Here is a 16125-nt window from a genome sequence, read left to right on the forward strand (position 1 = left end):
CAATGTATGTGTAGAAAAATTATATATAAAAATCTTACACATTAGAAAAGGAGGTTCCCCATGTACTTTCCAACATCCTCTGCCTTGATTGAATTTCTCATCTTGGCCGTACTGGAGCAGGATGATTCTTATGGTTATGAGATTAGCCAAACCATTAAGCTGATCGCTAATATCAAAGAATCTACACTCTATCCTATCCTAAAAAAATTGGAAGGCAATAGCTTTCTGACAACCTATTCTAGAGAGTTCCAGGGTCGCATGCGCAAATACTACTCCTTGACAAATGGTGGTATAGAACAGCTCGTGACCCTAAAAGATGAATGGGCACTCTATACAGACACCATTAATGGCATCATAGAAGGGAGTATCCGCCATGACAAGAACTGAATACCTGACTCAGCTAGAACTCTATCTCAAAAAACTGCCTCAGGCTGACCGCATCGAAGCTATGGACTATTTCAGGGAACTCTTTGACGATGCTGGAGTCGAGGGAGAAGAAGAACTTACCGCTAGCTTAGGAACTCCTAAGGAAGCAGCCCACGAAGTTCTATCAAATCTCCTCGATAAAAAAATCAATGAGGCACCCGCTCAAAAGAATAACCGACAAATTTTGCATATCGCCTTATTAGCCCTCCTTGCAGCACCCATCGGCATTCCTCTGGGAATCGCCATCCTCGTGGCTCTGTTCGGAATCCTTGTGGCTGCTTTGACTGTCATTCTGGCTTTCTTTGCGGTTTCCATACTAGGTATCATCGGCGGATTCCTATTTTTAGTTGAAAGTTTTACTGTCTTAGCCCAAGCTAAATCAGCCTTTATCTTGATTTTCGGTTCTGGTTTACTGGCTATCGGTGCTTCTTCACTAGTCTTACTAGGTATTTCCTATGTAGCCCGCTTCTTCGGCCTACTCATTGTTCGCCTGGTGCAATTTATTCTTAAAAAAGGAAAGAGAGGTAACCAGCATGCGTAAATGGACAAAAGGATTTCTCATTTTTGGTGTGGTGACTACTATTATCGGATTTATCCTGCTCTTTGTAGGTATCCAATCTGACGGGATCAAGAGCCTACTTGCCATGTCCAAGGAGCCTGTCTATGATAGTCGGATGGAAGAGCTGACATTTGGCAAGGAAGTCGAAAACCTAGAGATTACTCTCCACCAACACGCGCTCACCATCACAGACTCTTTAGATGATCAAATCCACATTTCTTATCATCCATCTATTTCTGCTCACCATGATCTTATAACAAATCAAAACGATAAAACTCTGAGCCTCACTGATAAGAAACTGTCTGAAAGTCCATTTCTCTCTTCTGGAATTGGCGGGATTCTCCATATCGCAAGTGGTTACTCTCGTCGTTTTGAAGAAGTTATTCTCCAAGTTCCAAAAGGAAGAAGTCTAAAAGGGATCAACGTGTCAGCCAATCGTGGACAAACCACCATCATAAATGCTAGTCTTGAAAATGCAACTCTCAGTACAAATGGCTATCTCCTCCGAATTGAAGGAAGTCGTATCAAAAACAGTAAACTCACAACACCAAATATCATCAATATCTTTAGCACAGAACTGACAGATAGTCAGCTAGAGTCAACAGAAAATCACTTCCACGCTGAAAACATCCAAGTACACGGTAAGGTGGAATTGATGGCGAAAACAGACCTACAACTGCTACTTTCCGAAGAAGAAAAACAAAGAATCAACTTAGATCTTTCAACAAAACATGGTTCTATTCTTCATTTTTTAAGAGAAGGAAGACGTTCGTTTAAAAACAAAGAAAACAAAGATGAACGATTAAGCAATCCTTATAAAACAGAAAAAGCAGATGCAAAAGATCAACTCATGGCAAGAGCAGAACAGGATATCTATCTACTCAAATCAGAGGAACACGAGTCTTCTTCTAGAAATCGTTGACAAAAGCGCTTACATCTGCTAATGTAAAATAAAAAAACAACCAAAAAGGAGGTTCCTCATGAAACAAGAATGGTTTGAAAGTAATGATTTTGTAAAAACAACAAGCAAGAACAAGCCTGATGAACAAGCCCAAGATGTTGCAGACAAGGCTGAAGAAACGATAGTCGATCTCGATATGCCAATTGAAAAAAATACTCAAGTAGAGGAGGAAGTCTCTCAAGCTGAAGTTGAACTAGAAAGCCAGCAAGAAGAGAAAATTGAAACGCCTGAAGACAGTGAAGCGAGAACAGAAATAGAAGAAAAGAAGGCATCTAGTTCTACTGAAGAAGAGCAAGACCTTTCTAAAGAAACAGAAAAAGTCACTATAGCTGAAGAGAGTCAAGAAGCACTTCCTCAGCAAAAACCAACCACGAAAGAGCCCCTTCTTATCAGTCAATCCTTAGAAAGTCCCTATATCCCCGACCAAGCTCCAAAATCTAGGGATAGATGGAAAGAGCAAGCGCTTGATTTTTGGTCTTGGCTAGTGGAAGCAATCAAATCTCCTACGAGTAATCTTGAAACAAGTAGCACACACAGTTACACAGCCTTTCTCTTGCTCATTCTGTTTTCTGCATCTTCCTTTTTCTTTAGTATCTACCACATCAAACATGCTTACTATGGACATATAGCAACTATGCATAATCACTTCCCTGAACAATTTGCTTCATTGAATCTCTTTTCGATTATCTCTATCCTAGTAGCAACAACACTCTTCTTCTTTTCATTCCTCTTGGGTAGTTTCGTCGTGAGACGATTTATCTACCAAGAAAAGGACTGGACGCTAGAAAAGGTTCTCCAACAATATAGTCAACTCTTAGCAATTCCAATCTTCCTCACTGCCATTGCTAGTTTCTTTGCCTTCTTTGACAACCTACGATTTACAGCCCTCTTGTGTGTGATTAGCATTGGAATCATTCTGCTTGCCAGTCTCCATATCATTACAAGACCAAGTCAAGCAAGTGAAACCGACTCCTTCTATCAATTATTCTTGTCTGTCCTTGTGAATGGGGTTATCATCCTCCTCTTCTTTGTAGCTGAAGTGGCACTGATTGGAGATTACCTTCGTATCTTGGCCTTTCTTTAAACTTTAATCCTGTCTTTCACGGCAGGATTTTTTATATGCCAAAAAGCAAGTCAATTGACCTGCTTCTGCTTTACTCTTCTTGTGCTAATGTTTTAAAATCTTGTCCTAGGATGGGGTTTATTTCTATAGTTCAGTAGTATGATAACGTTGCTATGAAGTTCGTTATTCCAAATATTATGCAAACTAGTTATATGTAAAATTAAGATTAGAAACCACCAATCTCCATTTATTAACTTTTAATGAAATTCGTCCATATTAATAACTTTACTTGCTCTAGCAATAACATTCTTATCATGAGTCACGACAATAACAATCTTTTCCTCGTTCACTAATTTCTCAACCTCGTTTAGAAATAATTCAGTTGAGTTTCTGTCCAAATTTCCTGTAGGCTCATCGAATAGATAGATATCCTTTTCTTGCGATAAACTCCTCATGAGTAGAATTTTTTGTTTCTGACCTTGCGAAATATTGGTGGCTTTCCCATCAATCTGATGACTTAGAGCTATATTGAGATTCAGACTATCAAGATTATTTGATTCATAGTTTTCCTTATTAAATAGGGTGAAATTAATATTTTTTGAAACACTTCCAGGAAATACATGAAATTCAGATGAATACACGCTTAAATAATCCAAAATATTAGTTTCCTCTAAAGTAGAAAAACTGTCCATTCCATTCAGTACAATATCACCCTCTGTTGGAGAAGATAATCCCTGAATAATATTCAAAAGGGATGATTTCCCAGTTCCATTGCCGCCTGTAATAACGGTTAATTCACCACTATTAAACTCGAAATTTAATTTATTAAATACTAACCTTTCATCCCATTTTTTACATAAATTCCGACATGACAATTGTTCAATTTTAGATACTGGAATGGTAGCAAGATTACTTTCCATCCCTACTTCCTCTAGTCCAATAAACTCAAAGGAATATTGACTTTTTTTCAATGCTACCCAAGATGTAATTAAAGAATTTAAAATGCTGGATAACAGTAATAGAATCAAAATACTATTTGCATACTCTGATATATGTGCGTAATCTCTAATAATATTCACAGTAGCAAGCAAAAATGAACCAGTTAAACCAATAAATATCTGCGTAGAAGCTAATAATCTATTGGTAATATGTGTACTATCTAGTTTCGTTCCCAACAGTTCATTGAGTCTTTCATCAAATTCTTTGATGAAGTCACTAGATTTTTGGAAACTTATAATATCTTGCAAACCATAAATTGTATTTTCTACAAGAGAACTAAAGTTAGAACTATTAGCAATAAATTCTCGCTGATTTTTTACAACTTTTCGTATCTCAAAATTGACATATAAACCAAGAATAGCTATAGATACGCATGTAACTGCGAAAATAATAATATTCAATTTTAATAGCAATAACAGTAGCAAACAAAACACTAAAAACTGTACCTTTAAGTAAAATTTTTGCATAATACCTGTTGCTGATAACAACAAATTCCAAAAATAACTACTAACATACTCATAATTCTTAGTTAAAGAAAAATCATTTAATTGGTTCTTATAAAAAGAGGACAGAATATCATTTAAAAAATTATTCTCAATCTTTCCTTTTAATCTCGTTTCTAATATAGAGAACTGCCAATACAAATATGAAGCTAATATTATTGAAGCTAGGGTAAATAGTTGAATACTAAACTGAATGTTAAGTAGACCAGACATTGTTATTTGTAGTAAAAAAGCAATAGCAATAGGTAAACTAATTTTAGCTAATCCCAAGAAAAAGATTGCCAATTTTCTCTTCCAACCAAGTGAAGCTAGAAATCTATGATATAACTTATCTGCATAGCTTATCGTAACAATATCTTTTCTATCTTCTGAATTAACATTCTCATTCTTTTGAGGAATTAAAACAATTCCTACACTCTGACTAAAAAGTTCTAATCTTGAAATTTTCTCAATTTCCTCATTTGCAGGATCAGAAACAATCAATGAACTACTGTCTCCATCCAACACGACGATATAATGAGGCAAGCTAGCTCTTTCTACTACCAGTAAATAAGGAAATGATACGTTGTTTAACAAACTAGGAGTCTCAATTTGATAAGAATCCGCATCAATACCATAGCTTTTTAGTATATCTTCTATATCAAACAAAGACAGTCCTTGGTGGTTATTGTTATCAAATTGTAGACTATCTAAATGTTCTAATTTTGGGAAATAGTAAGAAATGATTGTCTTTACACAAGCCATTCCACAATCCAGCAAAGTTGCTTGTTTATAGTGACTAACCATTATTTTCTCCTTTTTCAACACTTATCTTACTATAACCATCAACTTCAATGACGCTATTCGAAGTTTGATTTGTCGTAGGAACCCTTAAAACTTCTCCTGTATTATTTGTATGTAAAGTATAGATTCCATCAAAGTCTTCAGGAACTGTAATAGATACATCACCAACAAGAGTATCTATAAATATTTTTTCGAAAGTCGCATTTTTCCCTAAGGAAATGGTTACATATAACTTATCTTTCCCTTGTGAACTCAAAGCCAAATTAAAGCCATGTTGTGAAAATGGAATATATAGACTATCTGAACTCATTTTAACGTTTTTAGTTATGTTATTCACTGATTCTTCGGAAACTTTTCCTTCTATTTGAACACTTGTTTCATCTGATTCACTCTTGACAACTTTAACATCAATTGCTTGCTTTGAACCATAAAACTCTAACGTTTTAATACTCTTAGAAGAAAGAGCCCATGATTGTTTCACACTGATTGTCGTTTCTCCTCGTTTTAAGGTTAATAAAATTCCAGCCACTACAAACAGTAACAACAGCCCAATTACAATTCCTATTTTTTTCATCATTAGTACTCCTACTTAAATTCTTTTTTACTAAATACAACAAACGCAAGTACAATCACTGCTATACTTACCAATATAGGATAGCCTGCATTCGTAAGGGTAAATTGACTTACCCCAGGGGAAGTTTTCAAATTTAAAGTCATTAATAAATAGTCTCTCACACTCTCACCAGAGTTTGGAAGGACATAAACCAATAGGTTATCAAACAGTAAAATATAGAGTATATAAATTATACTTGATTCATAAACCTTATCAAATATTTGAAAAATCAATAACGAGATACTGATAATAACCAAATAGTATGGTAGTTGGTGTAAAAATGTCGAAACAATCAACACCAAGTCTCCCTCCAAATAGACAAGAGCTGTTAAACTATAAAAAATAGTTACATATAGGAAAGACAAACAAAAGGCTCCCAAAGTTTTATATAAAAATAACTTCCATCGTTGTTTTTCTTTTGTGAGCAGAATGTTAATCGTACGGAAACTATAATCTTCCCCCCAGAAAAATAAATTAGTAGAGATAAAAAGCAAAGGAATAAAACCACTCACATTTGAAATCAATACTCGAAATGCTGGTTCATCTTCATTCGATGACTTAAAAAATAAGGAGAATAACAAAATCAATAATCCTATCAACAAACTAGGAAGTACTCCTCTTTTTTCCCAGTAAAATTTATACATATCTGCTTTAAGAGAATTCATGACTCTCCTCCTTTCTTAAATCATCAGATAATGTTACGCAAATAGTAGTCCTCAAAGCGTTCCTTCTTAATATAAATATCCTGTATCACTAGATTTGAAGCAATACTATATTCCAAGATAACCATTAATTTTTCCTTTTCTGGCACAACCAGATAGTCATCCTGCTCAAAATGAACAATGCCCTCTTCTTTTAAAAACGTTTTTAGAATCTGATTATCACTCGTCTTAAGGAAGAGCTTTTCCGACAAATCATTTGCTAGCTCTTTTGAACTCATCACATTTAGAATTTTCCCCTTTTTCATAATGATATACTTATCTGTTATAAACTCCAACTCCGATAGGATATGGCTTGAAATCAAAAAGGTAACTCCCAACTGATCCCTTAAATTCAAAATCATTTTTCTTAAATCTGAAATTCCTTGAGGATCTAAACCATTTACTGGTTCATCTAGGATAATAAGCTCTGGATTGTCCAAAAGGGCAATTGCTATCGATAATCTTTGCTTCATTCCAAGAGAATAGTTTTTTACTTTTCTGTCCCATGATGGTTTGGGTAGGCGAACCAATTCCAACATTTTTGTGATATCTGTCTTTAAACCAAATCTTGTTTTATAATATTGCAAGTGTTGACGTCCAGTCAAGTTTGGATAAAGGGCAGGTGATTCGATAATACTGCCAATCTTATGCTGAGAAACACTCTTGATTTCTCCCTTATCAGATTGAATTAGTCCTAGAAGAATTCTCATTAAGGTTGTCTTTCCTGCACCATTCTCTCCGATAAGACCACATATTTCCCCTTGCTCAATATCAAAGGAAATATTATGTAGAACCTGTTCTTTCCCATATGTTTTATCAATATTTTTAAGACTTAAAATCACACGATTCATAGTTTCTCTCCGTTCATTATATTAAAAAGTCTCTGACAAGGAATGAACCCTGCCAGAGATTTTTAGCTTACGTTAACTCCAGCAGAAGAATCCAATACCTGTGAGCATTCCATAAATACCGAGTGGTGAAACAGCACAAAATTGACCTGCCACAATGTGTTTTTTATGTTTATTACTTAGTTTTTTCATTACTTAACCCTCCTTTTAATCCCAACAAAATATACCTACTCCATATCGAAGACCTATAATACAAAAGCGACCTGCTACAATGTGCTTTTTATTTTTGTTACTTAGTTTTTTCACTACTTCATCCTCCTATTTAATCCCAACAAAATATGCCTACTCCATATCGAAGACCTATAATACAAAAGCGACCTGCTACAATGTGTCTTTTGACACGTCCAGTTAGTTTTCTCATCAGAAAACTCTCCTTTTAAAAAATTTTTTATAATAACCAAATGAGATTCTCATTTCAGTCATTTATTAACTGTTTTAAATCTTTAGACAAGATTTCTTCGCTTCCTTGTTCTACATAAATTTGTTTCACTATCCCATCTTTATCCACTATAAATATTGTTGGAATAGCTTTTACATCAAAAAACTTAAAAGCTTGTAAATCTTGATCTATATAAACTGGAAAGGTAAAACCCTGATTCCTTAAAAATTTATGAGAGGTTTCAAGTGTTTCACGTTCTCCATCAACTATATCCACCATAAAGAAATCAACTTTATCTTGGTATTTATCATAAAGGTGCTGAATAATTGGGAGCTCTTTTTGGCAATCAGGACACCAACTAGCCCAGAATACCACAACCTTTGGTCTAAACTTATAATCTGATAGTTGAACCTGTGCTCCCTCATTAGAGGTTAACAATGCATTCTTGAATGTTGTATTTTTAGTTTTTGAAATATATTGTTTTATTTCCTCCTCTTTTTTTAAGAGGAGTTCTTGCGCTGTTTCTTCTTGATGATGAGATTCCTGGTTTTGATAGTAAAATCCTGCTAAAAATAAAGATGCTATCACAAGAAGAACCATTGTCTCTACAACATGTTTTTTTGACATCATGGATCGTCCTCCACTTCTGAAATTCTAAAACTTTCGATAATAGATAATTCTTCTGGTAAGATTAAAACTCGCTCTTCGCCTGCATCTAAAATAGCTAAACGGAATGGTTCCTTATTCAACTCTATTTGTACCAACTTTTGCTCCGCCGTGTTATTTCGAAACAGCAAACTGTGGCGAGTTTGTGTAAACGTCTCTAGCGAGATACTAAAATCTTCCATTTCTATCTCCTATCCAGAAAACCAAAAACTAAGACTTAAGAATACTTCAAATCCAAACATGCTTCTTTCCTCCTTATCTCTTGTTCTTTATGATCATAGTATAGCGCTTTCAAAAATAAAAAACATGACAAAAATGTCATGTTAGCTCTCCATTTCCTCAAAAGTTTTTAAATCTTTTTCTTTTTCTCCCAATATACGCGCTTCTAATACTTGGTCTCCAAATGCTTGAGCACAAATAATAGCTCTATCGTATAAGCGGATGGCTTTTTCCTTATCCCGTTTATGAAATAAGGTACACATAGCTTCAAGCATATCAACAATTGGTTTGTTTTGAAAATCCTGCGATAAAATCATCAGCCTGTTCATCGCCTTAACATAAGGCTCAAAAGTGGAGTAAGATTTTTCCATCCATTGAACAGCTAAAGAATCAAGCACTGTTCTCTTTAACATATAAGCTGTCTCTAAATCGGATGAATTTGTTTCTCTTATAAGTTTTTTAGAAAGCATCCAAAACAGTTCATGATGATACCCAATCGGTCTTGCTAAACACGAAACAAAGTACAATTTTATCAGAAGCAAATCATTCACCGAATAGTTTTTCCTTATCTTTACTTGTTCAAAATATTCATCCAGCAAAGCATCGCCAAAACCTGCATCTTCACTTACAAAGACATCAAAACTAGCTTGTAAGGCACTAACTGCAATCTGCTCATCCTCAGGTAGACTGTCATAATAGTGTTCGTAAACTCTTTCAAACAACTCTTCCTTAACTTGGATTCTATCATCATCTCCATAAGTTTGAAACTTAATGAGTTTATCCTTTAATATCAAGTACTCGGAGGGTAAAATCATATGATCCATATCTACTATATGTGAAATTGAACAGCCTAGTTTGTAAGCTATATACTCTACCTTGGATAAACTCGGGGAAGACTGGCCTGATTCAATCCGTGCTAATTGGCGCACCGTTATCTCAGTTTCATCGTCACAAAGAGTTTCACGAGTGATATGTTTCATCTCTCGCAACATTCGGATTCTTTTACCTACTTCTATTTTTATATCCATTTGTTTACTCTCCTGACAACTATTTCCATATGAAAAATAAATTTCCTGTATATATTTTACTATTTTCTATAGAGATAAGCAATATTTGAAATATATATAACTATCTTTGTGTTATGACATAAATTTCAGTTCAACTATTACTACACCTTGGCAATTCCAATCTTCCTCACTGCTATTGCTAGTTTCTTTGCCTTCTTTGATAGCCTACGATTTACAGCCCTCTTGTGTGTGATTAGCATTGGAATCATTCTGCTTGCCAGTCTCCATATCATTACAAGACCAAGCCAAGCAAGTGAAACCGACTCCTTCTATCAATTATTCTTGTCTGTCCTTGTGAACGGAGTCATTATCCTCCTCTTCTTTGTAGCTGAAGTCGCACTGATTGGGGATTATCTTCGTATCTTGGCCTTTCTTTAAACTTTAATCCTGTCTTTCATGGCAGGATTTTTTATATATCAAAAAGCAAGTCGATTGACCTGCTTCTGCTTTACTCTTCTTGTGCTAATGTTTTAAAATCTTGTCCTAGAATGGGTTGTACTTCTAATTGATTGGCATCTAGTTGGTGGTAGGATGCTGATGGTAGTGACTCTAAGAATTTTGCATAGTCCAAGCGAGCAATGGCTTCATAGTCTTCTGGTTTAGAGCCGTCTCCTGTGATTTGCACCAAGTCAATCTCCCACTGCACTTCCTTATCCAGCAATTGCTCAATATAGGTTGCAGGCACAAATGGTTCTCTCGGTAAAACAGTCTTGACTCCTTGAGCCAGATGGTAAACACCATGCACTTGACCTTCTCCATCCTGATAGAAGGAAACTTTTGCAAAGTAGGCATCTGTCTCTTGAACCGCACGCACACGCGCTTCAAACTGAGCCAAGCCATCTTCCCCTAAAAAGCTTTTCAAGTCCTCATGACTAAAGAAAACAGGATTAAAAATTCCTTGGCAAATCGTAAAACGAGCTGCAGTATCTGCTAGATGAGCTTGAATACCTGCTTGGAAATAAGCTGCAAAGTCAAAACCATCTAGTCCTTCAATCTCAGTTCCTGTATAAGCAAGCAAAGCATCTAAAAATGACTTGATAATCTGCCAGTCTGTCTTCGTTAGTAGGTCGGGAATATCGATACGATAAGCCTTTTGACCATCAGCATAACTGACCTTAAAGAGAAATTGTGATTGCCCCACTATCGCACACTCGATATACTCGAGACGGTTAAGAGGCTGACGGAGATAAACCGCATCATAGCTATGTGACTCCAAACCATCCACCAAGGCCAAGATGGACTTGGCAGTCAAAATTTCCTGTTCTCCTAAAATGCTCTGTTTATTTGGAATAAAAAATGTTTTCGTCATAACTGGACTCCTTTGAAATCGTTTACACATAGTATACCTTATTTTTCTGAAAGATACAAAAACAAACTTTATACTCTTCGAAAATCAAATTCAAACCGCGTCAGCTTCGCCTTGCCGTACTCGAGTACAGCTTGCGGCTAGCTTCCTAGTTTGCTCTTTGATTTTCATTTAGTATTAGATTTTTGAGTAAAAAGCATAGAAAAAACAGCCCCTAAGGACTGTTTAATCTTATACAGTAGCTGCTTGATCCAAGCTTTCACCGATAGCGGCTAGGCGCTCGACAACTTCAGCTTGTGTCAATTCATTTTCTGAAACATAGCGGTTACGTGGGTGAACACGGCACTCGTGTGAGCATCCACGAAGGTACTTGTCTTCATTTTCTTCTGATGTCAAGATACGACGGTTACAGAATGGATTTCCACAGTTGACATAACGTTCACATGGTGTTCCGTCAAACCAATCTTTTCCTACGATAGTTGGGTTGACATGGTTGACATCTACTGCGATACGCTCGTCAAAGACGTACATTTTTCCATCCCAAAGCTCACCTTGGACTTCTGGATCTTTACCGTAAGTTGCAATTCCTCCGTGCAATTGGCCAACATCCTTGTAGCCTTCACGAACCATCCAGCCTGAGAATTTCTCACAGCGAACGCCACCTGTACAGTAAACCACAACACGCTTGTCCATGAATTTTTCTTTGTTATCACGAACCCATTGTGGCAACTCACGGAAGTTGCGGATGTCTGGGCGGATAGCCCCACGGAAATGTCCTAGGTCGTACTCATAATCGTTACGTGTGTCAAGGACAACTGTATCTTCGTCAAGAAGAGCTTCTTTGAACTCTTTTGGAGACAAGTAAGCACCTGTTGTTTCAAGTGGGTTGATGTCGTTGTCAAAGTCGTTGTCTTCCAAACCAAGGTGGACAATTTCTTTCTTGTAGCGAACAAACATCTTCTTGAAGGCTTGTTCATTTTCTTCATCAATCTTGAACCAGAGGTCTTCCATTCCTGGGAGGCTATGAACGTAGTCCATATATTTTTGAGTTGTTTCGTAGTCACCTGAAACTGTTCCGTTAATTCCCTCGTCAGCGACTAGGATACGGCCTTTAAGACCGATTGATTTACAGAAAGCCAAGTGGTCTGCAGCAAATTGCTCTGCATTTTCAATTGGAGTATAAAGGTAGTAAAGTAAGACACGAATATCTTTTGCCATAAGATTTGTTCTCTTTTCTATTCTTAAATTTTCAGAATTTTTCATCTATCTATACTAGTATACCTGCTTAAGAAAACGAATGCAATTTATTTGACTGGAAATTTTAGAAGGTGGTCTGTCCCTGCACTTCATCAGTAACCATAGCGAATCGCCGACAATTCTCTCAATTTTTTGATTTGCCTAGCTTGACTTTCTGATAACATCAGCTTATTGTCAATCAACACACGTGAGATGTCAACATTCATTTGGCTCAATATAAATGGAGCAGAAGTCCCATCGTCCTTTAATCGTTTTTTATACATCACTAGCTGATTTTTCAGAGGAGTTAGTTGAGGCGCATCCTTTATACCTTCCAGCAGATCATCAATGATAGTCATCGCCTCACAACGTCTTTCGCTTCCTCCTTCAAACCATTTTAATGGTGTCATACTCATTTACCTCCTTAAATTGAAAAACGTTCCTTCCTAACTCTCTCGCCAGTATTTACCCAAACACCCTCTGTAAAAAAGTCAACAAAAATGGTAGGGTCGCGACAATATTATTGATCACATAAGACGCATAAGTAGGATTGAAGTTTAAAAAAATAAAACTTAATCTTAACTACCGATTTAGCAACTAATATAGCAAGCCACAATAAACCATCTCCTTGAAATACCAGACCTATCTAGACTGAACTTAAATTTTTGTTTAGAGGCTGGACAAAAACTCAATTTCAGGAGAAAACAAAGTAAATCTTCCCACAATAAAACTGACATGATAAAAATCCTCATCGCTCCAAACAACACTATCCATGAAAGAATCATGAGTATGGTCATCTGTAAAATCAAGACTCCCTAAAATCACATCTGCCAATTCTCCTAACGTTTCTTTTTGGGAATATGTATATGCCGATAGCAACCTTTCCCAAATTTAACAAAAACAACCCAAGAACGCATAGATAACAGCTTTTAAGTCTCTATTTCCTATTTTATTCATTTTAAATGTACCATAATCCCTCTAATAGTCAAGCAAAATAATTTCTTTTGGTCAATCATCCCTCTTAAGTTTGTCGAACTAAGTCACCTACAACTAGAAAAAAGTACAGAAAGAAATAGATGTTTCACGAGAAACTCTCAATTTCGAGTTAACCAGCAAGAAGTCTTCTCTAGTAAGCTTGTAGGACAATCATTTTTTCAGATAATTGTTGAGCCAATTTTCGATGAAGACAACTTCTTTAAGAATCATTTTCTTAGTTTCTTTAGGTAACATCTGCGAACGAGTCTATTGTGATTCTCATTAGTTTCCCTTTCCCAAGAGGCATAGAGCTACACATAATACATGCGCTCCTAAGAAAATACATCAGACAAGCAGTTGAATTCTGTTCTGTTATCTGCCGAATTTGATGCTGTTTTAAGATGAGTTTTAGAGCCTGATTGACCGACTCCGCGCTTTTATTTGGAATCAATCGGATAATCTGATGTCTACTTCTTCTATCATCAAGAAAGATGTATAGTAGTTTAGTAAAAAGTATCGACCTTTTATACTAAACAAAGCAACAAACTAAAGAATCTTTCCTAACCAACTAAAAGCACTCATTTACGAGTATAGATCAGATTTACAAAATCAATAACAATAACAGATTTTTAGCAAATCGTAGTATATTGAAATAAGAACCGAACAAATTGATTATGAAAATCAAATTAATTTCTAAAAATGTTTTAGCATCCGAAAAGTACTATTCTAGTTTCAATTTATTATAGAAGTCGTATCCCACTATTCTAGCTTCAATTCACTATACTTCAAAAAATCTCCTAGCATACTTTCCTGCTAGGAGATTTTCTTATAAAAGGTACTTATTTAAGCTCTGAAAATCGGATTTATCATCTGATCTTTATCAAATAATCTACCAATTAAGCTTCTTCGTCTTCTTTACGACGACGGCCTGCAAGACCAAGACCAAGTAATGCACTTGCGGCTGCTGCTACCATGGAAACCACAGAATCTTCTGTACCTGTATATGGTAATTCTTTCGCTCCTTTACGTGCATTTGTGTGTTCTGATACTATTTGACCAGTATTAGCTGAACTTCCATTGTCTGTAGAAGAACGTTGTTTAAAGATATCTTTGGATACGATTGTGTAAACTTTACCATCTTTAGTAATTACAGTTGCATTTCCTGCTTTGTCGAAGATAACTTCTACCACATCAGCATTTGCTCCTTTAATCTTAGCTTTTGCAGCTGCTTTTTCTGCATCTGTTAAGTTATTGAGGTCTGCTACTGTTTCTTTTTCGAAGTCAAGGTTGATGTTTTCACCATTGTTCTTAGCTGCAACATCTTTAGCATCTTTAACTAATTGAGCTGCTGGAATTGTTGCTGTCTTACCTTCTGGTGTTGTGACTGTCGCGTTGCCTTTGTCGTCTACTACTACAGTCGCTCCTGGATTTACTGCTTTAATTGATTCTTTAACTTTTTCAATTTCATCAGCTGTTAATTTAGCTTTATCTCCAACTAACACTCTAGTTGCTGGTGTGTTTACACCATTTTGTTGAGTTGGATCAGTTAATCTATCTTCTGGAATTACTAAGTCAAGTTCTGGGATTACTAATACTGTTCCATCACCTTTAGTAACGATTACATCACCTTTATCATTTACTACTACAGTTGATCCTGGGTTTACATCCTCTACTGATTTCTTAACTTTTGCTTTTTCTTCATCTGTTAAGTTAGCTGGATCTTTTACTACTGTCTTAGTTGCTGGTGTATTTGCTCCATTTCCTGCATTTGCTTTACCTGCGTCTGATGCTGACTTAGTCAAGTCTGTTGCTGGAATTGTTGCTGTTTTACCTTCTGGTGTTGTGACTGTTGCGTTGCCTTTATCGTCTACTACAACTTTAGATCCTGGGTTGACTGCTTTAACTTTGTCTTCGATTGCTTTCTTCTCAGCATCTGTTAAGTTAGCTGGATCTTTAACTTCTACCTTAGCTGCTGGTGTGTTTACTGCATTTCCTGCATTTGCTTTATCTGCATCTGCTGCTGACTTAGTTACGTCTGCTGCTGGAATTACCGCTGTATTTCCTTCTGGGGTTGTGACGGTTGCGTTTCCTTTATCGTCTACTACAACTTTAGATCCTGGGTTGACTGCCTCAATTGCTTCCTTAACTTTTGCTTTTTCTTCATCTGTTAATTTAGCTGGATCTTTAACTTCCACCTTAGCTGCTGGTGTGTTTACTGCATTTCCTGCATTTGCTTTAGCTGCATCTTCTGGTGATTTAGTCAAGTCTGACGCTGGGATAACTGCTGTATTTCCTTCTGGGGTTGTAACTGTCGTATTTCCTTTATCGTCTACTACTACAGTTGAACCTGGGTTGACTGCTTTAACCTTATCTTCGATGGCTTTCTTCTCTTCTGGAGTTAACGCATCTGGATTTGCTACTACTGTCTTATCCGCTGGTTTAACGATGTCATTGCCTGCGTTTGGTTTAGCTGCAGTTTCTGGATCTTTTGTCAAGTCTGCTGATGGAATTACTGCTGTCTTACCTTCTGGGGTTGTGACGGTTGCGTTGCCTTTATCGTCCACTACTACAGTTGAACCTGGATTGACTGCTTTAACCTTATCTTCAATCGCTTTCTTCTCTTCTGGAGTTAACGCATCTGGATTTGCTACTACTGTCTTATCTGCTGGTTTAACGATGTCATTGCCTGCGTTTGGTTTAGCTGCATCTGCTGCTGACTTAGTCAAGTCTGACGCTGGGATAACTGCTGTCTTACCTTCTG

16 protein-coding genes and 3 pseudogenes are annotated in these 16125 nt (G+C 36.4%); 5 read left to right on the plus strand and 14 right to left on the minus strand.

The annotated features are described in order from the left end of the window. Positions 1 to 60: 60 nt before the first annotated feature. Genes GEZ84_RS02045 through GEZ84_RS02060 form a run of 4 tightly spaced genes read left to right on the plus strand, consistent with a single transcriptional unit; the run spans position 61 to position 3030 of the window. The gene (locus tag GEZ84_RS02045) at positions 61 to 387 is read left to right on the plus strand and encodes a PadR family transcriptional regulator (protein WP_000273858.1); all 327 of its coding nucleotides are present in this window, start codon (positions 61 to 63) and stop codon (positions 385 to 387) included. Beyond that, positions 374 to 967, plus strand: coding sequence for a DUF1700 domain-containing protein (locus GEZ84_RS02050; protein WP_153223200.1), 594 nt, complete (start codon positions 374 to 376; stop codon positions 965 to 967). Before GEZ84_RS02045 ends, GEZ84_RS02050 begins: the two co-directional genes overlap by 14 nt. Then, on the plus strand, positions 960 to 1907 hold the full coding sequence (locus tag GEZ84_RS02055; protein ID WP_153223202.1) for a DUF4097 family beta strand repeat-containing protein: 948 nt from the start codon (positions 960 to 962) through the stop codon (positions 1905 to 1907). Before GEZ84_RS02050 ends, GEZ84_RS02055 begins: the two co-directional genes overlap by 8 nt. 58 nt (positions 1908 to 1965) lie before the next feature. Next, on the plus strand, positions 1966 to 3030 hold the full coding sequence (locus tag GEZ84_RS02060; RefSeq protein WP_153223204.1) for a DUF6574 domain-containing protein: 1065 nt from the start codon (positions 1966 to 1968) through the stop codon (positions 3028 to 3030). A 236-nt stretch (positions 3031 to 3266) separates the two neighbouring features. On the opposite strand, the gene GEZ84_RS02065 is transcribed toward GEZ84_RS02060, so the two are convergent. The 7 genes from GEZ84_RS02065 to GEZ84_RS02095 all read right to left on the minus strand — a co-directional run bounded on the left by GEZ84_RS02065 (position 3267) and on the right by GEZ84_RS02095 (position 9808). After that, positions 3267 to 5297, minus strand: a complete 2031-nt coding sequence (locus GEZ84_RS02065) for an ATP-binding cassette domain-containing protein (RefSeq protein ID WP_153223206.1) — start codon at positions 5295 to 5297, stop codon at positions 3267 to 3269. Beyond that, positions 5290 to 5871 carry a hypothetical protein gene (locus GEZ84_RS02070; protein WP_042901803.1) on the minus strand — a complete coding sequence of 194 codons (582 nt, stop codon included), beginning with the start codon at positions 5869 to 5871 and terminating at the stop codon, positions 5290 to 5292. Before GEZ84_RS02070 ends, GEZ84_RS02065 begins: the two co-directional genes overlap by 8 nt. Before the next feature lie 8 nt (positions 5872 to 5879). Beyond that, a complete protein-coding gene (locus tag GEZ84_RS02075; protein ID WP_153223208.1) occupies positions 5880 to 6572 on the minus strand; it encodes an ABC transporter permease in 693 nt (230 codons plus the stop codon). A gap of 23 nt (positions 6573 to 6595) precedes the next feature. Further along, positions 6596 to 7459, minus strand: coding sequence for an ABC transporter ATP-binding protein (locus GEZ84_RS02080; protein ID WP_153223210.1), 864 nt, complete (start codon positions 7457 to 7459; stop codon positions 6596 to 6598). A 472-nt stretch (positions 7460 to 7931) separates the two neighbouring features. Next, positions 7932 to 8522 (minus strand): TlpA family protein disulfide reductase, encoded by a 591-nt coding sequence (locus GEZ84_RS02085; RefSeq protein ID WP_228113007.1) that lies wholly within the window; start codon positions 8520 to 8522, stop codon positions 7932 to 7934. Beyond that, entirely contained in the window at positions 8522 to 8743 is a 222-nt protein-coding gene (locus GEZ84_RS02090; RefSeq protein WP_153223214.1) for a hypothetical protein, read from the minus strand. The genes GEZ84_RS02085 and GEZ84_RS02090 overlap by 1 nt, the downstream gene beginning before the upstream one ends. Before the next feature lie 141 nt (positions 8744 to 8884). Continuing rightward, positions 8885 to 9808 carry a helix-turn-helix domain-containing protein gene (locus GEZ84_RS02095; RefSeq protein ID WP_153223216.1) on the minus strand — a complete coding sequence of 308 codons (924 nt, stop codon included), beginning with the start codon at positions 9806 to 9808 and terminating at the stop codon, positions 8885 to 8887. 135 nt (positions 9809 to 9943) lie between these two features. Between GEZ84_RS02095 and GEZ84_RS02100 the strand changes: the two are divergent. Next, positions 9944 to 10225 (plus strand): annotated as a pseudogene (locus GEZ84_RS02100) (DUF6574 domain-containing protein); the annotation flags it as partial. A gap of 70 nt (positions 10226 to 10295) precedes the next feature. Here the strand turns inward: GEZ84_RS02100 and GEZ84_RS02105 are convergent. From GEZ84_RS02105 to GEZ84_RS02130, 7 genes and pseudogenes are all read right to left on the minus strand, one after another. Beyond that, positions 10296 to 11156, minus strand: coding sequence for a DUF4299 family protein (locus GEZ84_RS02105; RefSeq protein ID WP_153223218.1), 861 nt, complete (start codon positions 11154 to 11156; stop codon positions 10296 to 10298). Between the two features lie 228 nt (positions 11157 to 11384). Continuing rightward, positions 11385 to 12371 carry a rhodanese-related sulfurtransferase gene (locus GEZ84_RS02110; RefSeq protein WP_020902652.1) on the minus strand — a complete coding sequence of 329 codons (987 nt, stop codon included), beginning with the start codon at positions 12369 to 12371 and terminating at the stop codon, positions 11385 to 11387. Between the two features lie 131 nt (positions 12372 to 12502). After that, complete coding sequence (locus GEZ84_RS02115; RefSeq protein WP_194252007.1) at positions 12503 to 12799, minus strand: bacteriocin immunity protein; 297 nt, start codon at positions 12797 to 12799, stop codon at positions 12503 to 12505. Positions 12800 to 12854: 55 nt separating this feature from the next. Next, a pseudogene (locus GEZ84_RS02120) lies at positions 12855 to 12938 on the minus strand (CPBP family intramembrane glutamate endopeptidase); the annotation flags it as partial. A 120-nt stretch (positions 12939 to 13058) separates the two neighbouring features. Continuing rightward, positions 13059 to 13223 (minus strand): hypothetical protein, encoded by a 165-nt coding sequence (locus tag GEZ84_RS02125; protein WP_153223221.1) that lies wholly within the window; start codon positions 13221 to 13223, stop codon positions 13059 to 13061. A 216-nt stretch (positions 13224 to 13439) separates the two neighbouring features. After that, positions 13440 to 13884: pseudogene (locus GEZ84_RS10670) on the minus strand (IS30 family transposase); the annotation flags it as partial. A 376-nt stretch (positions 13885 to 14260) separates the two neighbouring features. Next, on the minus strand, positions 14261 to 16125 hold a 1865-nt coding region (locus GEZ84_RS02130; protein ID WP_153223223.1), incomplete at its 5' end, for an LPXTG cell wall anchor domain-containing protein.

The sequence above is a fragment of the Streptococcus mitis genome, assembly GCF_009496155.1.
Classification (GTDB): Bacteria; Bacillota; Bacilli; order Lactobacillales; family Streptococcaceae; genus Streptococcus; species Streptococcus mitis_BQ.

Excerpts from the sequence above, each read along its gene's own strand:
- GEZ84_RS02045 (WP_000273858.1), top strand. The coding sequence starts at position 61 with ATGTACTTTCCAACATCCTCTGCCTTGATTGAATTTCTCATCTTGGCC.
- GEZ84_RS02050 (WP_153223200.1), top strand. The coding sequence starts at position 374 with ATGACAAGAACTGAATACCTGACTCAGCTAGAACTCTATCTCAAAAAA.
- GEZ84_RS02055 (WP_153223202.1), top strand. The coding sequence starts at position 960 with ATGCGTAAATGGACAAAAGGATTTCTCATTTTTGGTGTGGTGACTACT.
- GEZ84_RS02060 (WP_153223204.1), top strand. The coding sequence starts at position 1,966 with ATGAAACAAGAATGGTTTGAAAGTAATGATTTTGTAAAAACAACAAGC.
- GEZ84_RS02065 (WP_153223206.1), bottom strand. The coding sequence starts at position 5,297 with ATGGTTAGTCACTATAAACAAGCAACTTTGCTGGATTGTGGAATGGCT.
- GEZ84_RS02070 (WP_042901803.1), bottom strand. The coding sequence starts at position 5,871 with ATGATGAAAAAAATAGGAATTGTAATTGGGCTGTTGTTACTGTTTGTA.
- GEZ84_RS02075 (WP_153223208.1), bottom strand. The coding sequence starts at position 6,572 with ATGAATTCTCTTAAAGCAGATATGTATAAATTTTACTGGGAAAAAAGA.
- GEZ84_RS02080 (WP_153223210.1), bottom strand. The coding sequence starts at position 7,459 with ATGAATCGTGTGATTTTAAGTCTTAAAAATATTGATAAAACATATGGG.
- GEZ84_RS02085 (WP_228113007.1), bottom strand. The coding sequence starts at position 8,522 with ATGTCAAAAAAACATGTTGTAGAGACAATGGTTCTTCTTGTGATAGCA.
- GEZ84_RS02090 (WP_153223214.1), bottom strand. The coding sequence starts at position 8,743 with ATGGAAGATTTTAGTATCTCGCTAGAGACGTTTACACAAACTCGCCAC.
- GEZ84_RS02095 (WP_153223216.1), bottom strand. The coding sequence starts at position 9,808 with ATGGATATAAAAATAGAAGTAGGTAAAAGAATCCGAATGTTGCGAGAG.
- GEZ84_RS02105 (WP_153223218.1), bottom strand. The coding sequence starts at position 11,156 with ATGACGAAAACATTTTTTATTCCAAATAAACAGAGCATTTTAGGAGAA.
- GEZ84_RS02110 (WP_020902652.1), bottom strand. The coding sequence starts at position 12,371 with ATGGCAAAAGATATTCGTGTCTTACTTTACTACCTTTATACTCCAATT.
- GEZ84_RS02115 (WP_194252007.1), bottom strand. The coding sequence starts at position 12,799 with ATGACACCATTAAAATGGTTTGAAGGAGGAAGCGAAAGACGTTGTGAG.